19 protein-coding genes are annotated in these 21979 nt (G+C 62.4%); 17 read left to right on the top strand and 2 right to left on the bottom strand.

What is annotated here, in order from left to right:
- Positions 1-60: 60 nt before the first annotated feature.
- The 12 genes from FAZ95_RS29025 (at position 61) to FAZ95_RS28970 (ending at position 14092) form a co-directional block, all read left to right on the top strand.
- Positions 61-2337 (top strand): FdhF/YdeP family oxidoreductase, encoded by a 2277-nt coding sequence (locus FAZ95_RS29025; protein ID WP_137335894.1) that lies wholly within the window; start codon positions 61-63, stop codon positions 2335-2337.
- Positions 2338-2339: 2 nt separating this feature from the next.
- On the top strand, positions 2340-2747 hold the full coding sequence (locus tag FAZ95_RS29020) for a sensor histidine kinase (protein WP_137335893.1): 408 nt from the start codon (positions 2340-2342) through the stop codon (positions 2745-2747).
- A 180-nt stretch (positions 2748-2927) separates the two neighbouring features.
- On the top strand, positions 2928-3431 hold the full coding sequence (locus tag FAZ95_RS29015; protein ID WP_137335892.1) for a winged helix-turn-helix transcriptional regulator: 504 nt from the start codon (positions 2928-2930) through the stop codon (positions 3429-3431).
- A 341-nt stretch (positions 3432-3772) separates the two neighbouring features.
- Positions 3773-4399 (top strand): cysteine hydrolase family protein, encoded by a 627-nt coding sequence (locus tag FAZ95_RS29010; protein WP_137335891.1) that lies wholly within the window; start codon positions 3773-3775, stop codon positions 4397-4399.
- A gap of 161 nt (positions 4400-4560) precedes the next feature.
- On the top strand, positions 4561-5736 hold the full coding sequence (locus FAZ95_RS29005) for an MFS transporter (RefSeq protein WP_137335890.1): 1176 nt from the start codon (positions 4561-4563) through the stop codon (positions 5734-5736).
- 181 nt (positions 5737-5917) lie between these two features.
- Complete coding sequence (locus FAZ95_RS29000) at positions 5918-6562, top strand: cysteine hydrolase family protein (RefSeq protein WP_137335889.1); 645 nt, start codon at positions 5918-5920, stop codon at positions 6560-6562.
- On the top strand, positions 6559-8136 hold the full coding sequence (locus FAZ95_RS28995) for an aldehyde dehydrogenase (NADP(+)) (RefSeq protein WP_137335888.1): 1578 nt from the start codon (positions 6559-6561) through the stop codon (positions 8134-8136). Before FAZ95_RS29000 ends, FAZ95_RS28995 begins: the two co-directional genes overlap by 4 nt.
- A gap of 339 nt (positions 8137-8475) precedes the next feature.
- Positions 8476-8784, top strand: a complete 309-nt coding sequence (locus tag FAZ95_RS28990) for a DUF4148 domain-containing protein (RefSeq protein WP_137337656.1) — start codon at positions 8476-8478, stop codon at positions 8782-8784.
- Between the two features lie 199 nt (positions 8785-8983).
- Entirely contained in the window at positions 8984-10327 is a 1344-nt protein-coding gene (locus FAZ95_RS28985; protein ID WP_137337655.1) for an epoxide hydrolase family protein, read from the top strand.
- Between the two features lie 109 nt (positions 10328-10436).
- Positions 10437-11852 (top strand): epoxide hydrolase family protein, encoded by a 1416-nt coding sequence (locus FAZ95_RS28980; RefSeq protein WP_217497482.1) that lies wholly within the window; start codon positions 10437-10439, stop codon positions 11850-11852.
- A 74-nt stretch (positions 11853-11926) separates the two neighbouring features.
- Positions 11927-12538, top strand: a complete 612-nt coding sequence (locus FAZ95_RS28975) for a VOC family protein (protein ID WP_137335887.1) — start codon at positions 11927-11929, stop codon at positions 12536-12538.
- 222 nt (positions 12539-12760) lie between these two features.
- Positions 12761-14092 carry an acetamidase/formamidase family protein gene (locus FAZ95_RS28970; RefSeq protein WP_137335886.1) on the top strand — a complete coding sequence of 444 codons (1332 nt, stop codon included), beginning with the start codon at positions 12761-12763 and terminating at the stop codon, positions 14090-14092.
- Between the two features lie 102 nt (positions 14093-14194).
- On the opposite strand, the gene FAZ95_RS28965 is transcribed toward FAZ95_RS28970, so the two are convergent.
- Positions 14195-14620: a hypothetical protein gene (locus FAZ95_RS28965; protein WP_137335885.1), complete on the bottom strand. Its 426-nt coding sequence runs from the start codon at positions 14618-14620 to the stop codon at positions 14195-14197.
- A gap of 620 nt (positions 14621-15240) precedes the next feature.
- Here FAZ95_RS28965 and FAZ95_RS28960 point away from each other — a divergent pair.
- Entirely contained in the window at positions 15241-15492 is a 252-nt protein-coding gene (locus tag FAZ95_RS28960; RefSeq protein ID WP_137335831.1) for a transcriptional regulator, read from the top strand.
- A 42-nt stretch (positions 15493-15534) separates the two neighbouring features.
- Here the strand turns inward: FAZ95_RS28960 and FAZ95_RS28955 are convergent, their stop codons facing one another.
- On the bottom strand, positions 15535-15702 hold the full coding sequence (locus FAZ95_RS28955) for a peptidase associated/transthyretin-like domain-containing protein (protein ID WP_217497481.1): 168 nt from the start codon (positions 15700-15702) through the stop codon (positions 15535-15537).
- A 1078-nt stretch (positions 15703-16780) separates the two neighbouring features.
- On the opposite strand from FAZ95_RS28955, the gene FAZ95_RS28945 reads away from it, so the two are divergent.
- The 4 genes from FAZ95_RS28945 to FAZ95_RS28930 all read left to right on the top strand — a co-directional run bounded on the left by FAZ95_RS28945 (position 16781) and on the right by FAZ95_RS28930 (position 21978).
- A complete protein-coding gene (locus tag FAZ95_RS28945; protein ID WP_137335884.1) occupies positions 16781-17548 on the top strand; it encodes a gluconate 2-dehydrogenase subunit 3 family protein in 768 nt (255 codons plus the stop codon).
- A 13-nt stretch (positions 17549-17561) separates the two neighbouring features.
- Positions 17562-19322: a GMC family oxidoreductase gene (locus tag FAZ95_RS28940; protein WP_137335883.1), complete on the top strand. Its 1761-nt coding sequence runs from the start codon at positions 17562-17564 to the stop codon at positions 19320-19322.
- Between the two features lie 86 nt (positions 19323-19408).
- Positions 19409-19798 (top strand): c-type cytochrome, encoded by a 390-nt coding sequence (locus FAZ95_RS28935; RefSeq protein WP_137335882.1) that lies wholly within the window; start codon positions 19409-19411, stop codon positions 19796-19798.
- Positions 19799-20715: 917 nt separating this feature from the next.
- On the top strand, positions 20716-21978 hold the full coding sequence (locus FAZ95_RS28930; RefSeq protein ID WP_137335881.1) for an ABC transporter substrate-binding protein: 1263 nt from the start codon (positions 20716-20718) through the stop codon (positions 21976-21978).
- The last annotated feature ends 1 nt before the right edge of the window (position 21979 follow it).

The raw sequence follows: 21979 nt of genomic DNA, 5'->3' as shown, positions 1-21979 counted from the left end.
ATTTCGGCTATATATAAGCAGTAGCCGAAGCGCAATCCGAGACCGTTATTGGAGTTTCCAATGACCACGCGACGCGAAGTACCCGGTGTGAGACCCTACGACGGACCCGCGGGCGGCTGGGGCGCGCTGCGGGCAACCGCTCAGGCCGTGCGCCAGCAAATGGAGAGCATCACGGCTCCGATCACGCTTCTGCGGACGAATCAGCCCGACGGCTTCGATTGTCCCGGCTGTGCGTGGCCGGACAAGGAGCACCGCTCCACGTTCCAGTTCTGCGAGAACGGCGCGAAGGCGGTCACGTGGGAGGCAACGACCAAGCGCGTGCCCCCGGAATTCTTCGCCAACAACACCGTCACATCGCTGCTTCAGAAGACCGACTTCGAACTCGAGGACATGGGCCGCCTCACCCATCCGCTCGTCTACGACCGCGCGACCGATACGTTCCGCGCCGTCGAATGGGAGGATGCGTTTGCGCGCATCGGCGAGATACTGCGCTCGCTCTCGCCGCACGAGGTCGAGTTCTATACATCGGGCCGCGCCTCGAACGAAGCCGCGTACCTGTACCAGCTCTTTGCCCGCGAATACGGCACGAACAATTTCCCCGATTGCTCGAACATGTGTCACGAGCCGACGAGCGTCGGCCTGCCGCAATCGATCGGCATCGGCAAGGGCACGGTCTCGCTGGAGGATTTCGATTCGGCGGAGCTCATCATCTCGATCGGCCACAATCCCGGGACGAATCACCCGCGCATGATGGGGACGCTCCACGAAGCCTCGCGGCGCGACGTCCCGATCATCGTGTTCAATCCGCTTCGCGAGCGCGCGCTGGAGCGCTTCGCCGATCCGCAGAACTTCATCGAAATGGCGACCTATGCCTCGACCCGCATCGCGTCCACCTATTTCATGGTCGACGCGGGCGGCGACGCCGCCGCGCTCAAGGGGGTCATGAAGGCATTGCTTGCGATGGAAGCCGAAGAGGGAAACGTCCTCGACCGTGAATTCATCGCGACGCATACCGAAGGGTTCGACGCGTTCGCTGCTGATCTCGAGGCGACCTCGTGGGACGACATCGAAAAGGCCAGTGGTCTCACCCGTCCCGATCTCGAGCAAGTCGCCCTCGCTTACGCGAAGTCCAATGCCACGATCGTCACGTACGGCATGGGGATCACGCAGCACAACAAAGGCACCGCCAATGTCCGCCTCATCGCCGACCTGTTGCTGATGCGCGGCAACTTCGGCAAGCCCGGCGCCGGCATCTGCCCGCTGCGCGGACATTCCAACGTCCAGGGCAACCGCACGGTCGGCATCACCGAGAAGCCATCCCGAGACTTCCTCAAGCGAATCGAGGACACCTGCGGATTCACGCCTCCGTCCGCGCATGGGCACGATGCCGTCCAGGCAATGCAGGCGATGATCGACGGCAAGGCGAAGGCGCTCATCTGCCTCGGCGGCAACTTCGCGGTTGCGCTGCCCGATTCCGAGCGGTCGTTCCCCGCGATGGCTACGCTCGACCTCGGCGTTCACATCGCCACCAAGCTCAATCGCACGCACCTCCTGGTTTCGAAGGAAACGTACGTGTTCCCCTGTCTCGGCCGCACCGAGCTCGACATTCAGGCCGGTGGTCCGCAGTCCATCACGGTGGAGGATTCGATGTCGATGGTCCACGCGTCGGCCGGGAAACTCACGCCCGCCTCCGAGCACTTGCGCTCGGAGCCCGCGATCGTCGCCGGCATTGCGTGCGCCACGCTGCCGAACAGCAAAGTGGCCTGGACGGAGCTCGTCGCCGACTACGACAAGATTCGCGACCTGATCGACCGGACCGTCCCCGGATTCGAAGACTTCAACGAACGCATCAGAAAGCCGGGCGGATTCCGCCTTCCGCTTCCGCCGACCGAGCGGCAGTGGCCCACGCCTTCGGGAAAGGCCGTGTTCTCCGTCTATGAAGGCGTCAAGGAAGACGCGGAAGTCCTCGGTGCCGAGAACGTGCTGCGGCTCATCACGATACGCAGCCACGACCAGTACAACACCACGATCTACGCCATGGACGACCGGTATCGCGGCGTCTTCGGGCGACGCGACGTGCTGTTCATGAACGAAGCGGATCTGGCCGAGCACGGACTTCAGCACGGCGATCGGGTCGACATCGAGACGCTCGCCTCGGCCAGACAACGTCATCTGAAGAACCTCACCGCGATCGCCTACCCCATTGCGAAGGGTTCGGTCGCGGCGTACTACCCGGAGGCGAACGTCCTGATTCCGCTCGACTACATCGACAAGGAAAGCGGTACGCCCTCTTACAAGTCGGTGCCTGTCAGCGTCGCGCGCGCTGCCGCGGGGTGACCATGGAAATCGACTTCGACTTTCCCGATGACCTGCCACCCGTGTTCGTCGATCAGATACAGATCCAGCAGGTGCTGATCAACCTCATCTCCAATGGCATCGAGGCCACGGAGAACACCGGCCGTCCGCCGACAATCCGCATCGCGGCAAGCGCGCAGGACGAGCCGTCCGTCGTGCTTGAAGTCGTCGACAACGGCTCCGGCATCCGCGAAACCGACAGCATCTTCGACCCGTTCGTCACAACCAAAACGAAAGGAATGGGCATCGGTCTCGCGGTATCCCGCTCGATCGTCGAAGCCCATGAGGGCCGGATTAGCGCGTCCAATAATGCCGGTTTCGGGGCGACTTTTCGCGTCGATCTTCCGGTTGGGGCTTATCCGTTTCCTCGGCAAGCCGTCGGGGCGGGCTAGCTCTTGGGGTTCTGCTCAAGCAAAAGAGAATGGGTATCCGTAAAGTGAAACGTGATTCCCATATTGACGTTCGGGTCTCTTCTAGTCTTGATCGGTACGTGGTTGTTGGCGTGGCCGTGCGTTCCCATGTTGAAAGCGCTTGTGTTACTATGAATTTAATAGTGATATCTGGAGGCGCAGATGAAACGTAACGGGAAGTCGGCCGACACGGTGTGTCCGGTGGCCCGATCAACGGAAGTGGTCGGCGACAGGTGGACGGTATTGGTCTTGCGCGAGCTGTATATGGGCGCGAGCCGGTTTGAGGAAATCCAGATCCAGACAGAGGCGACACCGCAAATGCTTGCGACGCGCCTCAAGTCGCTCGAAGCCGATGGCATGGTTGAACGCCATCCGTATAACGAGAAGCCTTTGCGCTACGAGTATCGGCTCACAGAGAAGGGCAAGGCGTTCTATCCGGTGATCCAAGCGCTACGTGCCTGGGGTGAAACCTGGGTCAAGCGTGAAGATGAAGAAATTGCCGTGCGATTTACGCATCGAGTGTGCGGTCACGAGGTCGGACTCGACGGCATGTGCCCGGTTTGTGGCGTACCGGTCGAGCGGCGTGATCTCGACGCCACGTTGAGCGCAACGTTTGCAAGAGAGCGCGAAGAGCGGCGCGAGGCGTTCAAGGCGGCGAAAGGCTGACTGTGCCTGCTTAGGCGGCATTCCCGGCTGACGCGAGCAACGAGCCCGGGCAGATCGCGAGCGATCTTGCCCAAAAATGCCGCTTCCGGGCATCCCGTGTGACGAATTCCGTCCGTCGCTGTCCCATCGGGTTCTCAGGACGTTGCGTCGCCTGTTAAATGTCTTGGACTCCTTCCTTATTGCACTATCAAACGAAAATCACTTGACACTATGTTTTTCATAGTTACACTACACCTCAACTTCCTCGCTTCCTCGATGGCGCCAACTTCGCAGTAGCGGCTTCGTCGCCAAGGGCCATCCGGGGAGCTTTCAACCGAGGAAACATCCAAGGAGCAACGCGTATGAGCAACGTAACCTACGACGCAAAGTCCACCGCACTTCTGTTCGTGGATCCCTACAACGACTTCCTGTCTGAAGGCGGAAAGGTTTGGCCGTTTATCAAGGACATTGCCGAAGAAGTCGGTCTGCTCGACAACCTGCGCACGATCAACAAGGCAGTGCGAGATGCCGGCATTCAGGTCGTCGTCGTGCCGCATCGCCGTTGGCAGCCGGGCGATTACGAATGCTGGTGCCATCCGAGCCCGAGCCAGCGCAAGGTCATGCAAGGTCATCACTTTGCCCGGGGCGAATGGGGCGGTGAGTGGCACCCCGAGTTTGCGCCGCAACCGGGCGACATCGTCGCACACGAACACTGGGGCTCGAGCGGCTTTGCCAATACGGATCTCGACTTCCAGCTGAAACAACATGGCATTTCGCACGTCGTGGTCGTGGGGCTGCTCGCGAACACCTGCATCGAGGCAACCGCGCGATATGCACAGGAACTCGGTTATCACGTGACGCTCGTCAGGGACGCCACAGCGGCGCTCCAGCGCGAAATGATGCATGCGGCCCATGAACTGAACGGCCCGACCTACGCCCACAGCATCGTTACGACTCGCGAGTTGGTTGAGGCAATACCTGGCGCGTGACGCGTTCAGCTCGCACGATCACGACGCCAGACGGAAGCCGGTCGCCGGTTATTTGGTGAAACCCATAGGGCCGCGACCTTGCAATTCCATGGCAAGCAACCATCTCCCTTCATAGATATTTCGTTATGCGAATTACATCTCATTCCGAGGCGGCACCATCAATGTCTCGCTCTCTAGTGCTGCTGATGGCGCTGAGTTGTGCGCTTGCGGTCTCCGCTATTTACTATCAGCAACCGCTGTTGCCGCAGATTGCATCGACGTGGGGCGTAACGTCGACGGGCGGAAATGTCATCGCCGTGCTTACCCAGATCGGGTACGCCACCGGCCTGCTCCTGTTCATACCGCTTGCTGACGGCATTCAGCCTCGCAAATTGGCAAAGTTCGCTATCTCGGGAAATGCCGTCGCACTGCTTGCCTGCGCCATGGCACCGACGTTTCTCATGATGGCTGCGTCCAGTTTTTTCGTTGGCGCAACAGCGGTGACGGCACAATTCATCATCCCCGCCGTTGCGAGTCACGCGGTTCCAGAAAGCCGGGGGCGCGTCGTGGGCGTGCTACTTGGCGGCCTTTCCTCAGGCGTGCTTCTCGCCCGAACGATGAGCGGCTTCGTCGGCGCTCATTTCGGTTGGCGAGCCATGTTCGTGGCTGCGTCCGGCGTTGATCTGGCGCTGATCGTCATCTTAGGCAAACTACCGTCGTTGCCCGGACTCAAGACGATCCATTACCGGACACTCATGCGGTCTCTCGTCGTGCTGGTCCGGGAGGAGCGTCTATTGCGCATCTCGGCCGCTACGGGCTTTCTGATGTTCGCAGCCTTCAGCGCCCTATGGACTACGCTCGCTGCACTGCTTGCGCGGCCACCCTATGGATTCGGGGCCGCGACCGTCGGCACGTTTGGCCTCGTCGGGGTCATCGGCCTGGTCATGTCGCCATACATCGGCTCGCTCGTCGATCGCATCGGCCATCATTTCGCCGTTGCGGCCGGCGCAATCATCAACCTGCTGGCCTTCGCGGTTCTCGCCATTGGCGCGACGCGACTGGGTTGGCTGGTAGTCGGCCTCGTCCTGCTCGATCTGGGGAATCGGGCGGGTTTCGTCGGCAACCAAACCCGCCTATACGCGCTACGCCCCGAGGCCCGGGGTCGATTGAACACGGTCTACATGGTGTCCTATTTCCTGGGTGGCGCAATCGGCTCCGCCCTCGGGGGCTACGGCGCGACCCGCTACGGCTGGGTGGGACTTGCCGTAGTCGGTGCTGGACTTTCACTCGCCGCCCTTGCTTTGAACGCACTGGCCTATACAAGCACGAACGCGACTCTCGCCGACAAACCGGCTTGACCCAGCTTCACCTTGCACTGCGCCGGAGCGTCGTTCTCTGAAGCAGAGCATCCGAAGGCGGTGCCCAGGCGTCCAGATCTGCCCGACCGAGGCGCGAGACGTCACGCATTCCGAACCAGGCAGTCCGGCGCCACCGCGACACGCGACCTCGGTCGCACATATTTTCTAAAGGAGTACTGAAATGTCAAATCCTGTGTATCACTCGGAGCGAACCGGCCTGCTGCTGGTGGATCCGTATAACGATTTCCTTTCCGATGGCGGCAAACTGTTTTCGCTGCTCACGGACGTTGCCGACGACGTTCACCTGCTCGACAACCTGCGCGCATCGGTGGCGGCCGCACGCTCGGCGGGCATCCAGATGTTCTATGTGCCGCATCGGCGCTGGCAGCCCGGCGACTACGACAACTGGGACCACCCGAATCCGACGCAGCGCCTGATACAGCAGCGCCATACCTTCGCCAAGGGCACATGGGGTGGAGAGTGGCATCCGGATTTCGTGCCGCAGGATGGCGACATCATCATCCACGAACACTGGGGGCAGAGCGGGTTCGCCAATACCGACCTCGACTTCCAGCTCAAGCAGCAAGGCATTTCGCACGTGATCGTGGTGGGTCTGCTGGCAAACACCTGCATCGAATCCACGGCGCGCTTCGCCATGGAGCTCGGCTATCACGTGACGCTCGTACGCGATGCGACGGCAGCCTTCAGCAAGGAAATGATGCACGCCGCGCATCACCTGAACGGGCCGACGTTCGCGCACGAAATCCTGACGACGTCCGAACTGGTTGCCGCCTTGCCTGTGGCATCGCAAGGGAGCCCAGCATGAACCTCACCGGCAATCTCCTAATCGGCGCACAGGACATGCGCGCCACGGCGGGCACGATGCAGGCGCTCAATCCCGCAACCAATCTCTATTTCGCACCGGATTTCGCGTTTGGTGGCATCGAGGAAGTCGACCGCGCGGCGCAACTGGCCGACGAGGCGTTCGACAGCTACAACGACACGAGCTTGCCTGTACGTGCGGCGTTCCTGGAGCGCATTGCCGATGGGCTCGACGCCAATGCCGCGGCTCTGGCCCAACGTGCCGCGCTGGAGACCGGCTTGCCGGCCGCGCAGCTCGAAGCGGAAGCCGCCAAGGCGGCCACGCAGTTCCGGCAGTTCGCCACGGTCGTGCGTCAGGGACGCTTTCGACAGGCAACGATCGATCCCGCTCAGCCCGAGCGTCAACCTCGGCCACGCATGGACCACCGTATGCAGAAGATCGGCCTTGGTCCGATTGCAATCTTCGGGGCAAGCAACTTCCCGATCTCGTACTCAGTCGCAGGCGGCGACACGGCGTCCGCGCTGGCGGCCGGCTGTCCCGTCATCCTGAAGGCTCACAACGCGCATCCCGGCGCATCGGAAATCATGGGCCGCGTCATCCAGCAGGCCGTAAAAGACTCGGGCCTGCATGAAGGCGTCTTTTCTCTGTTGCGCGGCGACGGCAATGCGATCGGCGAAGCGCTGGTGGATCATCCGCTGGTCAAGGGCGTGACCTTCACAGGTTCCGAGGCGGGCGGCATGGCGCTATTCCGGCGCGCTCAGCAGCGGCCGGATCCGATCCCTGTCTTCACGGAAATGACCAGCGTCAATCCCACCTTCGTGCTGCCCACCGCGCTAGTCTCGCGTGGCAGCGAGATTGGCGACGGCTTCGCCGAACGCATGCTGGTGAACGTGGGCCAGGCTTGCCTCAAGCCCGCGATCCTGCTCGCCATCGACGGCCTGGGGTACAGCGAGCTGAAGGAAGCGCTGATTGCCCGCATCAACGCGATGCCATCTCGCACCATGCTGACGCCAGGCATCAACATGGCATACCGCAAGAATGTGGCCCGTCAGCTCGCCGCGGGGGCGAAAAAGATCGCGGCGGGTGGCCATCCCCACAGCGAGTGGGATGGCCAGTCATACCTCTTCGAGGTTGACGGCTCGCGCCTGCTTGAAGAGCCGGCATTGTCGGAAGAGGTCTTTGGCCCTGCGGCACTGCTGGTGCGCGTAAGGGACGACGAGCAACTGATAGCCCTCGCCAGGCAGTTCCGCGGCCAGCTCTCGGCGACGATGCATATCGAACGCGCTGATCATGCGCTGGCTGCGCGGCTCTTGCCGGTCCTGCAACGCCGCACTGGCCGCATCGTCATCAATGCATTCGCGCATCCGCAGGAAGTGTCCTACGCATCGATTCACGGCGGCCCGTTTCCGGCCTCCTCCGATAGCCGTTTCACGTCGGTTGGCATGAGCGCGATCGAACGCTTCCTCCGGCCCGTCTGCTACCAGGGCTTCCCCGACGCGTTGTTGCCGGAGGCGCTCCGGCACGACAACCCAAGCGGCCTCTGGCGGCTGGTGGACGGCGAACCGTCGAAGGCCTGATTCCAACAGGCAGCCACCCGCTCCTGCAGGCGGCCGTGCGCGAGCGTTCTTCACTCAGAAAACTAGTCTCACGCAGGAGATATCCCATGTAATTTCTTGTTCATGTATGCATATGCACTCATATTCATTTGTCTCAATAGGAGTACTGATATGTCAACGAATCCCGCAGCGCTCGTTACGGGCGCTTCCACCGGCATCGGCGCCGCGTATGCCGATCGTGCCGTCGCGATGGCCCTCAGTTGCACGCTAGCCGCTCGCCGCTCGTTGAGCCCCCCCCAAAAAAGGCGATTTCTCGCCCGCCTGCCGAATTTGCACCATAACCGTCTGGAGGTAGTTTTTATGAAGTCCCTGATTCAAGCCGTTGTTGTTGCCGCTGCCCTCGCTGCTCCTGTCGCCGTGTTCGCCCAGGCGAACCAGCCCGTTACCCGTGCGCAGGTGCGTGCTGAGTTGATCCAGCTCGAAAAGGCCGGCTATCAGCCGGCCCATGGCCAAGACCCCTATTACCCGGCCGACATTCAGGCAGCTGAAGCAAAGGTCGCTGCACAGAATGCCGCAACAGGCATCGGCGGCGTCGCGGGCGGTTCGTCGGACGCGGGTCGCCCGGCCATCTCGCAGGCTGACTGGAACGCGTTCTACAACCATCCCTGACCGGCAGTTGCCCGAGCGACAACAGGACGTCGATCGCTGCCTGATCGACGATCGCCGCAACCGTCACGTGAAAGGAACCCGTGATCCGCGCGTGTCGCAAGGTCGCGTGCTCCTCGCAACATCTGCCTTCGATAACGCTAACGGAGCGCATAACCCGGCGCGCGCCGCAGACTCGCGCGCTCTTATTCGGAAAATGATCATGTTTACAGTATCGCCAGCGCCAACCCGGCGCAGCTCATTTGCATCGGCGGCGGCTGCCCTCGGCCTTGTCCTGACCGCTGCCTTTGGTTACGCCCACGCCGCTCCGGTTGCGGATCAGCCTTCCACGACTCAGCGTGCAACGGCTGAAGACGACTCGATCCGTCCGTTCCCCAAGATCCATGTATCCGACGAGGCTCTCGCGGACTTGCGCCGCCGGATCGCGGCCACGCAATGGCCCGAAAAGGAGACCGTCGCAGATTCTTCGCAGGGCGTGCCGCTCGCGACCATGCAGGAACTCGCGCGCTATTGGGCGACGGACTACGACTGGCGCAAGGCTGAAGCGAAGCTGAATGCCCTTCCGCAGTTCGTGACGACCATCGACGGCGTGGACATTCACTTCATCCATGTCCGCTCGAAGAACCCCAATGCGCTTCCATTGATCATCAACCACGGCTGGCCCGGCTCCGTGCTCGAGCAGACCAAGCTCATCGGGTTGCTCACGGACCCCGTAGCGTATGGCGGGAAGGCCGAAGACTCGTTCGACGTCGTCATCCCGTCGATGCCGGGCTACGGATTCTCCGGTAAGCCGACGACCACCGGCTGGGGGCCCGAGCACATGGCCCGCGCCTGGGCGGAGCTGATGCGCCGTCTCGGATATACGCACTACGTCGCTCAAGGCGGCGACTGGGGTGCGTTTGTCGTCGATCAAATGGGTTTGCAGGCTCCTCAGGGACTGCTCGGCATCCACACCAACATGCCCGCGACGGTTCCAGCCGATGTCGACAAGGCGCTCCAGATCGGCGCCCCGGCGCCAGCCGGCCTGTCAGCGGAGGAGAAACGCGCCTACGAGCAGCTCGCCCTGACGTTCAAGGAAGTGGACTACGCCCGGTTGATGGGATCGCGTCCGCAGACGCTGTACGGCATTGCCGATTCACCTGTCGGCCTCGCCGCGTGGCTCCTCGACCACAACGATGCCGATGGCCAGCCGGCCGCGGCGGTCGTCTCGGCTCTGAACCGGACCACGAGCGCCACCGGCGAACTGACGCGTGACGAGATCCTCGACAACATCACGCTGTACTGGCTGACGAATACCGGGGTATCTGCGTCGCGTCTCTACTGGGAATACAAGGGCGGCTTTTTCAATGCCAAAGGCGTCAAGATCCCGGTGGCCGTGAGCGTGTTCCCCGGCGAGCAATATCAGGCGCCGCTGAGCTGGACGGAGAAGGCCTACCCCAACCTCATCTATTACCACCGGGCAGAGAAAGGCGGCCACTTCGCCGCTTGGGAGCAGCCGACGATCTTCGCTCAGGAACTTAGGGCGGCATTCAGGCCGCTGCGCTGAGCTAGTGGACGCCGACGGTCTTCCTTCCCACCGCCCGCGTCTTCACCCCACGAATTTCAAAGGCGTGTCGGCAGCCTTCAGGCGCCTTCCGCCGCTCAGGAGATTGATCATGTTCGGACTTTATTCGCTGCTTGGCAGACGCCGTCGTCTTGCGGCTTCCGCGTTGGTCGCAGCAGCCATCGGCATTGTTCTTCCCGCGGTCGCCGTACACGCCGAAACGACACTTCCCGCGTCCGGTGGCGTAGAGGTCGCTGCCCAGGCGCCCAGCACCTCGAACGCCGGCGCGGCGACTGCGCAGGCTTCCGTGATCGGGGTCGCCGCAGCAGCGTCGACCGCAGACGACACGTCGATCCGTCCGTTCCCAAAAATTCACGTGTCCGACGAGGCTCTCGCGGACTTGCGTCGGCGGATCGCCGAGACAAAGTGGCCCAGTCAGGGAACGGTAACGGACGCGTCGCAAGGCGTGCAGCTCGCAACGATGCGCGAACTCGCGAGCTATTGGCAGTCGGGCTACGACTGGCGCAAGGTCGAAGCGAGGCTGAATGCCTTGCCGCAGTTCGTGACGACCATCGACGGGGTGGACATTCACTTCATCCACGTTCGTTCGAAGAACAAGAATGCGTTGCCGGTGATCATCACGCACGGATGGCCGGGCTCGATCGTCGAGCAGTTGAAGATCATCGATCCGCTGACGAACCCAACGGCCCATGGCGGAAGTGCATCGGACGCTTTTGACGTGGTGATTCCGTCGCTGCCAGGCTACGGGTTTTCAGGGCAGCCCGCCACAGCCGGTTGGGACCCCGCTCACATCGCACGCGCGTGGACCGTGCTGATGAAGCGCCTCGGATATAAACAATTTGTGGCGCAGGGCGGCGATTGGGGAGATGCGGTATCGGAGCAGATGGCACTGCAGGCGCCACCCGAATTGCTCGGCATTCACACCAATATGCCCGCCACTGTGCCGGACGATGTCGCAAAGGCACTTCAGTCGGGCGGCCCGCCGCCGGCCGGCCTCTCAGCTGACGAGAAGCATGCCTACGACCAGCTCGATTTCTTCTACAAGCATGGCCTTGGCTACGCTCAGGAGATGGCGAATCGCCCGCAGACGCTGTACGGGATCGAGGACTCGCCTGTCGGCCTCGCCGCGTGGATGCTCGACCACGACGCGCGCAGCTATGCGCTCATTGCGCGCGTCTTTGACGGGCAGGCCGAGGGCCTTACGCGAGACGACATCCTCGACAACATCACGCTCTACTGGCTGACGAACACGGCGGTCTCTTCGGCTCGTCTCTATTGGGAAAACAAGCTCGACTTCTTCGCCCCGAAGCACGTCACCATCCCGGTTGCCGTGAGCGTCTTTCCTGACGAGATCTATGCGGCGCCGCGGAGTTGGACGGAGCGGGCCTATCCCAAGCTCATTCATTACAACAAGCTCGACAAGGGCGGCCACTTTGCGGCGTGGGAGCAGCCCGGGCTCTTCGCCGAAGAGCTACGCGCAGCCTTCAGGCCGCTGCGCAAATCGTGACGTCCCAAAAGATGCCGCAGCCTGCGGGCATCGGCCGCATCTCGTCAAGCCATCTCTCTGAATGGAGTTTGATCATGAAAATCACTGCCACGAACGACCTGAAGCTCGAAGTGGTCGTCATCCCCGTATCGGACGTCGATCGCGCCAAGCGGTTCTACAGCAACCTGGGCTGGAAGCTTGACGCCGAGATCAACAAGGCAGATGCCTTCCGGCTCCTGCAGTACACGCCTCCGGGCTCGCCAGGCTCGATCCATTTCGGCAAGGGGGTCACGACGGCAACGCCGGGCTCGGCGCAGCTCTATCTCGTCGTGTCCGACATCGAGGCGGCTCGCGCCGAGCTCATCGACCTGGGCGTCGACGTGAGCGAAGTGTTCCACCTGACCCCCGGCGAACCCGCACAGAGCGGCCCGCATCCGCAGCGCAACACCTACTCCTCGTACGCCAGGTTCAGCGACCCGGACGGCAACAGCTGGCTGCTGCAGGAAGTCACCACGCGCCTGCCTGGTCGTGTGAGCGGCGATACGAAGTTCACATCGCCAAACGACCTCGCGGCCGCGCTGCGGCGCGCCGCCGCTGCGCACGGCGAGCATGAGGAGCGCAATGGCGGCAAGCATGACGACAACTGGCCGGAGTGGTACGCCCAGTACCTCGCCCGCGAGCAGTCCGGCGAAGCGCTGCCGGCGTAAGCAGCGACGCGATGGCCACCGGCTGGCTCGGCAGCGAGCTCATCATCGGTGTCGATGCGACGTAAAGGCCCCCGTACACGGCCTTTAGAGGCGACATCCGGATCGCCGGACCCGCACGACCGCAAACGACGAATCACTCCAGCCCGCACGATCGGCGCCACGAGCGATCGTGCTTCTCTTTCAAACAAACGCCGCATTCGATGCGGCATGTGGAGAGCAAACATGACGACCCTCCTTTCCGAGGCCATCACGGCGCAGCCGCCTGTCAAACGGCTGCGTGTCGATTCCTACACGAGTGGGCTCATCGGGCCCAGCCAGACCATGCTCGGTCCGCTCGCCGACGGCGGCACGCTGATCGCCGGCACGCCGCCCGGCTGCTGGGGGCCGATGATCACGCCGGCCTTCCAGGGTGGCCACGAGGTGACGCAACCGGTCGCGATCGCCGGGGCCGAGGTCGGCGACGCCGTCGCGCTGAAGATTGAACGCCTGCGCGTCACGTCGGTCGCGACGTCTTCGGGCATGATGGAATTCGTCGAGGGCCGCTACCACGGCGACCCGTTCGTCGCCAAGTTCTGCGCGGCGTGCGGCACGGAGCACCCGGCGAGCCATGTCGAAGGCATCGGCGAGGACGCCATTCGCTGCGATCACTGCGGCGCCGAGGTCAGCGCGTTCCGCTTCAAGCATGGCTACGTGATCGTCCTCGATCAGGAAAACCAGGTCAGCCTGACCGTCAATCAGCAGGTCGCCGATCGCCTGGCGGGCAACGCGCCGTTGATGTCGGCCCTGCCCGAGCTTGCGGCCCAGCATTCGATCCTGTCGCTCGCGCGCGCCGACATCCCGGGCGTGGCGGCGCACATGCGCCCGTTCCTCGGCAACATCGGCACGACACCCTCGCGCGACATCCCCGACTCGCACAACTGCGCCGATTTCGGCCAATACCTGGTCGGCGCGCCGCATCGCTACGCGCTGACGCACGAGGAGCTGCACGCGGCCAAGACTGACGGGCACATGGACACCAACTCGGTCCGAGAGGGCTGCATCCTGATTTGCCCCGTCAAGGTGCCGGGCGCCGGCGTGTATCTAGGCGACATGCACGCGCAACAGGGCAACGGCGAGATCGCCGGGCATGCGACCGACGTGTCCGGCGAAACCGAGATCACCGTCGAGGTCATCAAGAACCTCGCGCTCGAAGGCCCGATCCTGCTGCAGAACATCGACGACCTGCCGCCGATGGCGCGTCCGATGAGCGCCTTGCAGCGGCAAAAGGTGGCCGAGCTCGGCGCGCGCTGGGGTCAGCGCGATGTCGAGGAGAGCGGGCCGATCACGTTCATCGGCAGCGGCGCCAACCTGAACGAGGCCACCGAGAACGGCTTGCGGCGCGCCGCGGCCGTGACGGGGCTCGCGTATGAAGAGGTCCTGAACCGGGCGACGATCACGGGCTCGATCGATATCAGTCGGCTACCCGGCACGGTGCGCGTGACCTTCCTGTGCCCGCTCGCGATCCTCGAGCGCATCGGGATCGGGCATCTGGTGCGCGAGAAGTACCAGCTCTAACAAAAAAACGCCGTCCCTCATATCGGATTTTCGGATGAGGCGCGGCGCGTGCGCGCATGGCATCGATCGGGGCGTCCGACACGCTTGTTCGACTCCTAAGCTTCACCCTTGAGTCTTTCCGCTTCGATGCCCTGGCTCTTCGCTGATGGTCGTCGCGCCAAGTAGATGGTGGTTTCGCTCCAACAGCCCCCACAGTTCCTTTCCGGATGGAGATGAGAATCGAATCGCCCCGGCACGCACCAGAATCCGTCGCAGGTCGTCGTCGTCGAAGCCCCCGAGGTGGTGTTTGATCACGGCAAACGAACGCAGGCTCCATTCCGGGTCCATCATCAACTGGTGGGCAACGCCTTCAGCAGCGAACTCAAGACGGAAGTCTCGTCTGAGCTTTCGCTCAGCGACACCGACCGTTACGAATGCAGTGATGAGGGCCGTCAGCAAGGCAACGATGGCGGCCACCAGTGCCGCGACCACCGGAGGACTCAACCAGACCGAGGTTGATCCCACGTCCGCACTGCTCGCTGGAATCATCGGTACCTCCGTTTGTATATGCGATGAATGACATGACAAGTTAAACCATTCCGTAGTCGAGATCGTCACGATGTGATCTAACAGATGCTATTAGTCCGATACCCCCCTCGATCCCATCGGGTAAATATAGCGTCCATGGCTTCACCCGCCTGTCTCGGCCAGATTTCCCTGTACGGACGAGTGGTTTCGGTCGAAGAGCTGGGCTCCAGTGTGTTGCATCGACCGGTTGTATCCGCACGGCAAAAGCGGACCTTGGGGATCACGCCCTCGAGGACTGTTCATGGCCGCACAGAGACGTTGCCGCTCAGCGGCCCGGCAGCCTGAAGGACTGGCATTTGCCGGTGACAGAATCATTTCGCCTCGCGAGACCCTTGTCTCGCGACGGAGAGCGGGGATGGGCGTGCGTTCCCGCGGCGAGTTGACAGAATTACTGCTGGAAGACTGGCAGATTCGATACGGTCTACGTCACAACGCTGGGGAGCGCCCCCGCCTAGCTCAAGGCTATACAGCGACGGCGCGTTTGATGAGACCGAGCCGGCCCGGCTCGCTCCGAAAGCGGCGGCCGAGAGCATACTGGCATCGGTTGACGATATCTCCGTTGAACACATCGGGGGACGAACATGCGCCTGATCGAACCAGATGAACACAAAGATTTTCTCGCGACGCTGCAGCGCAACGGTTTGGCAGAAGGAGATTTCGATCTTCGGGAAACCGACACGACAGACCCCAAGAGTGACGAGAACTGCGGTATGCAGGGCTATGTCTGCATAACGAGGCTATCGACGCACGTTACGAAGGAATACCCGTTATGCGACGAAAGCGATTGGCTACAGCATTTCACGAGAGATCTCGACGCGGGCGTCTTCGGCTGACCGGAATGAAATCCCGGGCGCCATCGAAATCCGTGACTTGCGCTACGCAAACGCGAGCACGAAATCGAACCGGGCTGCCTTGCGCCCGCCGTGGTCGTCCATCGTCATCAGCAGTCGGCGATCAAACAGGAAATCGCGAGCGTTGCGCTGCTCGCCCGGAAAGTAAAGTTGGGTCGTGAGGGTGGGCCCGTTCGGCGCTTGCACCGTCACATGGAAGTGTCGCGTGCGTCCCGGATACGTGGACCCTCCTTGTTTCGCGCTCGATCATCCCGCCGCGCGATCCGCGCTGCGGAGTCGATGGGCGTCGATGCGGGTCCCGTCGAAGTTACCAGAGCCTGCATCACCGCTGCAATCCCAATGGCGACTTTCTGCTCTGATGTCCATTGGCAATTTGAAGCGGTGCCGCAAGGCGCATAACGAGCAATGAGGGTCATTGAGGCATCCTTTGTACCCTCGTCAAGGACGGAAATCTTGAATTTCATATTTGGCGAACCACTACAAGCGGGCGCCGCACCACGCGGTTAGCGACATCCAAGCACGTCATGCAGCGCGGCCCACCGAGGTCGAAGCTAAAACCTGACGATGGTAGGCGCCTCCATGAGACCGTCCGGCAATCGCTCGAATCCGTAAAGCGACAAACAGAGGGCGGACACGACCGCCTCGACTGTGATAGGCCTGTGCATGATGTCGCCCGTGCTGAAAATGGGGCAACGTAATGAATCGCCCGTTCCCTTTCAAATAGCTGTCTCCGCGAACACGGACGGTACCGACGGAAGCGGACATTCCTCACGGGCATTGGGATGTGGCAAGCGCTTATGTGTGCATCCGCACATCTGCACTCGTTTGGGCGAGCGGAAGCGCGGACACGTTCATATGCTTTCTCTAATGGGCATGTCCTTGGCATCGTTGCCGCCAAATAACAGGCTTTAAATCGGGTTTATCTGGCTGGATGGAGGAGATGCTCATGCTGCATCTACGCTCCGCTTGACTGGCCATTGTGTTCGCGGCCCTGCCGATCGCGATCCACGCGGTGGCGGTCATCGTCAGCGCGCCGTCGTGCTCGCCACCGTCGCCGACTCTTGGACTGCCATCCCCGGCGGCAGCGGCGCCTTTACGGCCTTCTATCCCGACGACCCCATACAACGAGCATTGAATCGGTAAGTGACGCAGGAAATAGACTCTCCGTGTTGGCAAGAGTTGGCCTACCACGGTTGATCTGCTCCGCCGCGCCGAGTACACGTCATGCCGGCGAGACAACGCCCGGCCCTTATCGCCAAAGGACCAGAAGATGAGCGACACGCCCGAAGACGGTAATAACAGGAGACGTAGGTTCCTGCAGCAGGTGGCGACGGTTTCCGGCGCCCTGCCCTTCAACCAGGCCCTCGTGGCCGGCGCCGCAGTGCTGGCCTCTCCCGCACTGGCCCAGCAGCCGGCCCGGACCGCAGCGCCGACCGGACCCAAACTCAACAACGTTCTCGGCTACAACTCGTTTAGTCCCGACGAGGCGGCATTCGTCGAGACGATGGTTAACGTGATGTGTCCCGCCGACCAGTACACGCCCAACGGCGTCGACTGCGGGCTCGCGATCTACATCGACCGTCAGCTCGCAGGGGCCTTCGGCCAGGGCGCCAAACGCTACCTGCGCGGCCCGTTCGGCACGGGGCGTCCCGAGCAGGGTCCGCAGCTGCCGCTGACTCCCGAGCAGCATTTCAAGGCCGGCATCGCCGAGGTCAACGCGGCGGCCAGGGCTCGCGCGAACAAGACCTTCGATCAATTTAGCCCGGCCGAGGCCGACGACTTCCTGCATGACCTCGCCGGCGGCAAGGTCAAGGGCAAGGATCTCGACCTCGCCTACTGGTTCAACAGTCTCGTCTATCCCCTCTTCACGCAGGCGTGCTTCGCCGACCCAATTTACGGCGGCAACTTCGACAAGGTGTTCTGGCGCATGATCGGCTACCCCGGTCTGCCGGCCACGCACGCCATCGACATGGTGCAGTACCGCGGCAAGCCCTACCCGGGCGCCAAGGATCCGAAGTCGATCGCCGATTTCAGCTGAGCGGGGGCTCGCCATGAAAAAACTCGACAAGCGTACCGTCGTGATCGTCGGCGGCGGCCTGACTGCGGGCCTCATCGCCCGCCAGCTCACCAGCAAGGGCGTGGAAGTGCTCGTGCTGGAGCGCGGCGGCGACCACACCACCGGCGCAGAGGCCAAGGTGCCGACCCAGCGCGACGAACTGCGCTGGGACGTGCACCAGGGGTTGATACAGGACTGGTCGGTGCAGACCTACACGCTGCGCTACACCGCGAAGGAATCGGCGCTGCCAATCCGTTGGATGGAGGCATTCCTGCCTGGCGAGGGCATGGGCGGCGCGGCCAACCACTGGAGCGGCCACACGTGGCGCTGGGCCGAATACGATCCGCAATTGCGCAGCCACTACGAGCAGCGCTACGGCAAGGCGGCCATCCCGAAAGACATGCCGCTCCAGGACTGGGGTACGACGTACAGGGAGATAGAGCCATACCACGACCTGTTCGAGAAGCTGTTCGGGCTGTCGGGCCGCGCGGGCAATATCCAGGGCAAGCCGCAGGAGGGCGGCAATCCGTTCGAGCCTTGGCGCCGCGATGAATTCCCGCAAAGGCCGCTCGAGCCGACCGAGGCCGGCCTGGTGTTCGCCCAGACGGCGAAGAAGCTCGGCTACGAGCCATTCCCTACGCCAGCGGCCAATTCGTCAGGGTCATACATCAATCCGGACGGCCAGGTGCTCGGGCAATGCCAGTACTGCGGCCACTGCGATCGCTTCATCTGCGAGGCCAACGCGAAGGGATCGCCCGATGTGCTGCTCTATCCGATGCTCAAGCAACGCAAGGGCTTCGAGATCCGTCTGTACGCGCACGTGCTCGGCGTGAACTACGACGCGCGCGCCAAGCGCGTAGCCGGCGTCCACTATGTCGACCTGCAAACAGGTCAGGAGCATGAACAGCCTGCCGACGTCGTGGTGCTAGGCGCCTTCACCATGACCAACACCCGGCTCCTGCTCACGAGCAAGATCGGCGAGCCGTACGACCCGTTCTCGCAAACCGGCGTGGTCGGCAAGAACTTCTGCTATCAGACCAACTCGGGCATGAACCTGTTCATCAAGGACCGCTGGTTCAACCCGTTCCTCGCAAGTGGCAGCACGCAGATGGTGATCGACGATTTCAACAACGACAACTTTGATCACTCGGGACTGGGCTTCCTCGGCGGCGGGGGCATCAACGCGAGCCAGTTCGCGGGACGGCCCATCGGTTTCCGGCGCTTGCCGCCCGGCACGCCGCAATGGGGCACTTCGTGGAAGAAGGCCAACGCGGACTGGTATGCGCACTCGATGTCGCTCGGCGTCCAGGGCAGCTGCTATCCGCACCGCGAGAACTACCTGAGCCTCGATCCGATTTACACCGACGCCTTCGGCCAGCCGCTGCTGCGCATGACGTTCGACTTCCGCGAGAACGAGTTGAAGACGTCAGACTACGTGACGAAGAAGATGGCCGAGATCGGCAAGGCGATCAACGCCGACATCGCGAGTCCGGCCGCGCCGCGCAAGGCGCCGTTCGATACGCGCGTGTATCAGAGCACGCACGTGACGGGTGGCACCGTCATGGGCACCGATCCGAAGACGAGCGTGGTCTCGCCGCACCTGCAGCACTGGGATGCGCACAACCTGTTCGTGGTCGGCGCGTCGGTCTATCCGCACAATTCCGGCTACAACCCAACCGGCCCGCTCGCGGCGCTTGCGCTGCGCCTGGGCGACGATCTGGTGCGCTACACGCAGCGGCCGGGCATGCTGACCTGAGCGCCGCGTGCACCGCCGCCCCGGCCTGCGGGCTCGCCGGCAGCGCGCGCCACTTCGATGCGGGCAGCACAACCGCAGGGGTAATGATGAAGACGTCTCCCACGATATTCCGCCGCCTGACCATTCTTGCCGGTGCCGCGCATGCGGCCGCCGCGATTGCCGGCCCCGCGGCCGCCCAGGACGTCGCCGCCGGCAATACGGCGTTCGCGCAGTGCGCCGCCTGCCATTCCGTTGACGACACGAACGGCGTCGGTCCGAGCCTCAAGGGCGTGGTTGGCAGGCAGGCGGGCACATTCCCGGGCTTTCGCTTCTCACGCGCGATGAAGGGCTTTAACAAGCCCTGGGACGAGAAGATCCTCGACGCCTACCTGACCAACCCGCAGGCGGCCGTGCCGGGCAACATCATGCCGTTCTCGGGCGTGACCGACGCCAAAGAGCGCGCGGACATCATCGCCTACCTGAAGACGTTGAAATGAGCATTCGCAAGTGCCTGGCGACAATCAATCGTTCATGGCGAAGAGACTCGATGAGGGGTGCGTGGGTGGAGCATGACCAATAGCCGGGGGACGGTGCTGCCGATACCGATTCCCCAAATGTTGCGCGATAGATAGGTCTTCGCGGCCCGGAGTGATGATGGAAAGCGAGAGCTCGAAGACTATCCGTTGAGCCGCTTGAACAGGCGGTCGACCTACGCGAACGTCCCCTACTTCATTTTCCTTCGCTTGCACCGGATGGGCCGCACCGTCGATGTGGTCACGGCTGCAAAGCCCAGCTGGCCTTATATCCCGCGAACACCTCGATATCGATCCCGCGTCATACCAGCCGCTTTTTCGTGAAGGTCCGCTGACTGATGCGGAGCAGCCGCTCGAATGGCTGAGCGACGGCGACGGCGAACGGCAGCTAGTGGCCGCGAGTGAGCCTCCGTCAGGTCCGACAAAAGCGACCGTCGGGGGTGGTAACACAATCGAACTCCCATCATCCCTGAGGGAGTCTGTCATGGAGACCGAAACTCGAGTAGCGTGGAACAAAGGCAAGTAAGCAATTCATGGACTGTCCGCGCGCCGGTTAAACGCCTGGCCGATGTGGGGCTCCACGTCTCAAGAAATTCGTTGTACACGCATCCCGTTTTCCGGCATCGGCTGCTCGCACAAAGCATAATCCTTCAACCGCCATATATGGCATTGCTAACAGTATTATCAGCCGCCTCGCCGGTTTTCCGTTGTCCGGACAAAGCCCGTTGATGAGCTACGCGCTGTCGCGTGTATGTCAGCAGGAAAATGGGGTCTTGTGGATTCCCTTGAACGCGTTCAAGATCGAAATGGGCGTGTTTCGCACGCGCGGACCAACCGTTCAGAGGTTCGAAAGATTCGACATGAGGGTGAGGGAGAACCCTATGACAACACAAAGCCGTATCCCTTCTTTCAGTCGGCGCACCGTACTCAAGGCGACTGCTGCGGCGGCCGCACTGCAGTTGGCGCCACCCGTCATCATCAAGGCACGCGGCGAGGCTCCGCTGCGAATCGGTATGGTCGATCCGTTGACGGGCGTTTATGCTGCAGTTGCACAGAATGAAGTGACGGGCGCGAGGCTTGCCGTTCAGCAGATCAATGCCAAGGGCGGCGTTCTGGGACGGCCCATCGAGCTCCTGGTTGAAGACTCGGCAAATGACGTCGGCACCGGCGTGCAGAAGGCGCGCAAATTGATCGAACGCGATCAGGTCACGTTCCTCATCGGCGATGTGAACTCAGGTATCGCCCAGGCCATTTCCCAGGTCAGCAATGAGAAGAAGGTGCTGCACATCGTTTCGGGCGGCCACACCGATACGATCACGGGCGTCGACTGCAAGTGGAATGTCTATCGCGTCTGCAACACGACCAGCATGGAGGCCAACGCCGTCGCGAACCTGCTGTTCACCAAGTACGGCAAGAAGTGGCATTTCATCACACCGGACTACGCGTTCGGCCACACGCTGCAGAAAGCCGCGGCCGCCGATCTGCAGAAGCTCGGTGGCACGATAACCGGCAACGAGCTTACCCCGCTCGGCACGACAGACTTCTCCGCCTATCTCATCAAGGCGCGAGCGGCGAGTCCCGACGTCCTGCTTGTGCTCCCGCAAGGCTCCGACATGGTCAACTGCCTGAAGCAGATTGCACAGTTCGGCATCGGCAAGAATATTCACATTGCCGGACTGCAGCAGGAGCTCGAGTCGCTCGAGGCGATGCCGCCGGAGGCGCGCGTCGGCATCTGGATGTTCGAGTGGTACTGGAAGCAGCCGGGTGTGCCGGGAGTCGAAAAGTTCGTTGCCGACATCCGTAAGGTGAACGGCGGCAAGGTTCCCACCGCGCGTCACTGGTTCGGCTATACATCGGTGCATACCCTTGCCGCCATCGCCAACAAGGAAAAGACGCTCGACGCCAGGAAGCTCGCCGAAGCGCTTGGCGGCTTCGAACTGGCAGACGACGTCAAGCTGCAGCCGAACAGGTGCTACTACCGCAAGGGGGATCACCAGCTGATGACGTCGTCGTTCGTCGGCGAAGCGTTATCCCAGCCGGCCGGCGACCCGGAAGATCTGTTCCGTGTAGATCGCGTCGTCGAGGGTGACAAGACCGCACCTCCCGAGAGCGAAACCGGCTGCAAGCTGCAGTGGCCCGCCTGAT

Origin of the sequence: Trinickia violacea, from assembly GCF_005280735.1 — a bacterium.
In the GTDB taxonomy this organism is placed as follows: domain Bacteria; phylum Pseudomonadota; class Gammaproteobacteria; order Burkholderiales; family Burkholderiaceae; genus Trinickia_A; species Trinickia_A violacea.
This window is presented reverse-complemented; position numbering and strand designations above follow the sequence as displayed.

What these genes read in the sequence shown, in the direction of transcription:
- FAZ95_RS28985 (WP_137337655.1), top strand. Translation starts at nt 8,984, where the DNA reads ATGTTTACAGTATCGCCAGCGCCAACCCGGCGCAGCTCATTTGCATCG.
- FAZ95_RS28940 (WP_137335883.1), top strand. Translation starts at nt 17,562, where the DNA reads ATGAAAAAACTCGACAAGCGTACCGTCGTGATCGTCGGCGGCGGCCTG.
- FAZ95_RS29015 (WP_137335892.1), top strand. Translation starts at nt 2,928, where the DNA reads ATGAAACGTAACGGGAAGTCGGCCGACACGGTGTGTCCGGTGGCCCGA.
- FAZ95_RS29025 (WP_137335894.1), top strand. Translation starts at nt 61, where the DNA reads ATGACCACGCGACGCGAAGTACCCGGTGTGAGACCCTACGACGGACCC.
- FAZ95_RS29000 (WP_137335889.1), top strand. Translation starts at nt 5,918, where the DNA reads ATGTCAAATCCTGTGTATCACTCGGAGCGAACCGGCCTGCTGCTGGTG.
- FAZ95_RS28990 (WP_137337656.1), top strand. Translation starts at nt 8,476, where the DNA reads ATGAAGTCCCTGATTCAAGCCGTTGTTGTTGCCGCTGCCCTCGCTGCT.
- FAZ95_RS29005 (WP_137335890.1), top strand. Translation starts at nt 4,561, where the DNA reads ATGTCTCGCTCTCTAGTGCTGCTGATGGCGCTGAGTTGTGCGCTTGCG.
- FAZ95_RS28980 (WP_217497482.1), top strand. Translation starts at nt 10,437, where the DNA reads ATGTTCGGACTTTATTCGCTGCTTGGCAGACGCCGTCGTCTTGCGGCT.
- FAZ95_RS28995 (WP_137335888.1), top strand. Translation starts at nt 6,559, where the DNA reads ATGAACCTCACCGGCAATCTCCTAATCGGCGCACAGGACATGCGCGCC.
- FAZ95_RS28930 (WP_137335881.1), top strand. Translation starts at nt 20,716, where the DNA reads ATGACAACACAAAGCCGTATCCCTTCTTTCAGTCGGCGCACCGTACTC.
- FAZ95_RS28975 (WP_137335887.1), top strand. Translation starts at nt 11,927, where the DNA reads ATGAAAATCACTGCCACGAACGACCTGAAGCTCGAAGTGGTCGTCATC.
- FAZ95_RS28945 (WP_137335884.1), top strand. Translation starts at nt 16,781, where the DNA reads ATGAGCGACACGCCCGAAGACGGTAATAACAGGAGACGTAGGTTCCTG.
- FAZ95_RS29020 (WP_137335893.1), top strand. Translation starts at nt 2,340, where the DNA reads ATGGAAATCGACTTCGACTTTCCCGATGACCTGCCACCCGTGTTCGTC.
- FAZ95_RS29010 (WP_137335891.1), top strand. Translation starts at nt 3,773, where the DNA reads ATGAGCAACGTAACCTACGACGCAAAGTCCACCGCACTTCTGTTCGTG.
- FAZ95_RS28970 (WP_137335886.1), top strand. Translation starts at nt 12,761, where the DNA reads ATGACGACCCTCCTTTCCGAGGCCATCACGGCGCAGCCGCCTGTCAAA.
- FAZ95_RS28935 (WP_137335882.1), top strand. Translation starts at nt 19,409, where the DNA reads ATGAAGACGTCTCCCACGATATTCCGCCGCCTGACCATTCTTGCCGGT.
- FAZ95_RS28965 (WP_137335885.1), bottom strand. Translation starts at nt 14,620, where the DNA reads ATGATTCCAGCGAGCAGTGCGGACGTGGGATCAACCTCGGTCTGGTTG.
- FAZ95_RS28960 (WP_137335831.1), top strand. Translation starts at nt 15,241, where the DNA reads ATGCGCCTGATCGAACCAGATGAACACAAAGATTTTCTCGCGACGCTG.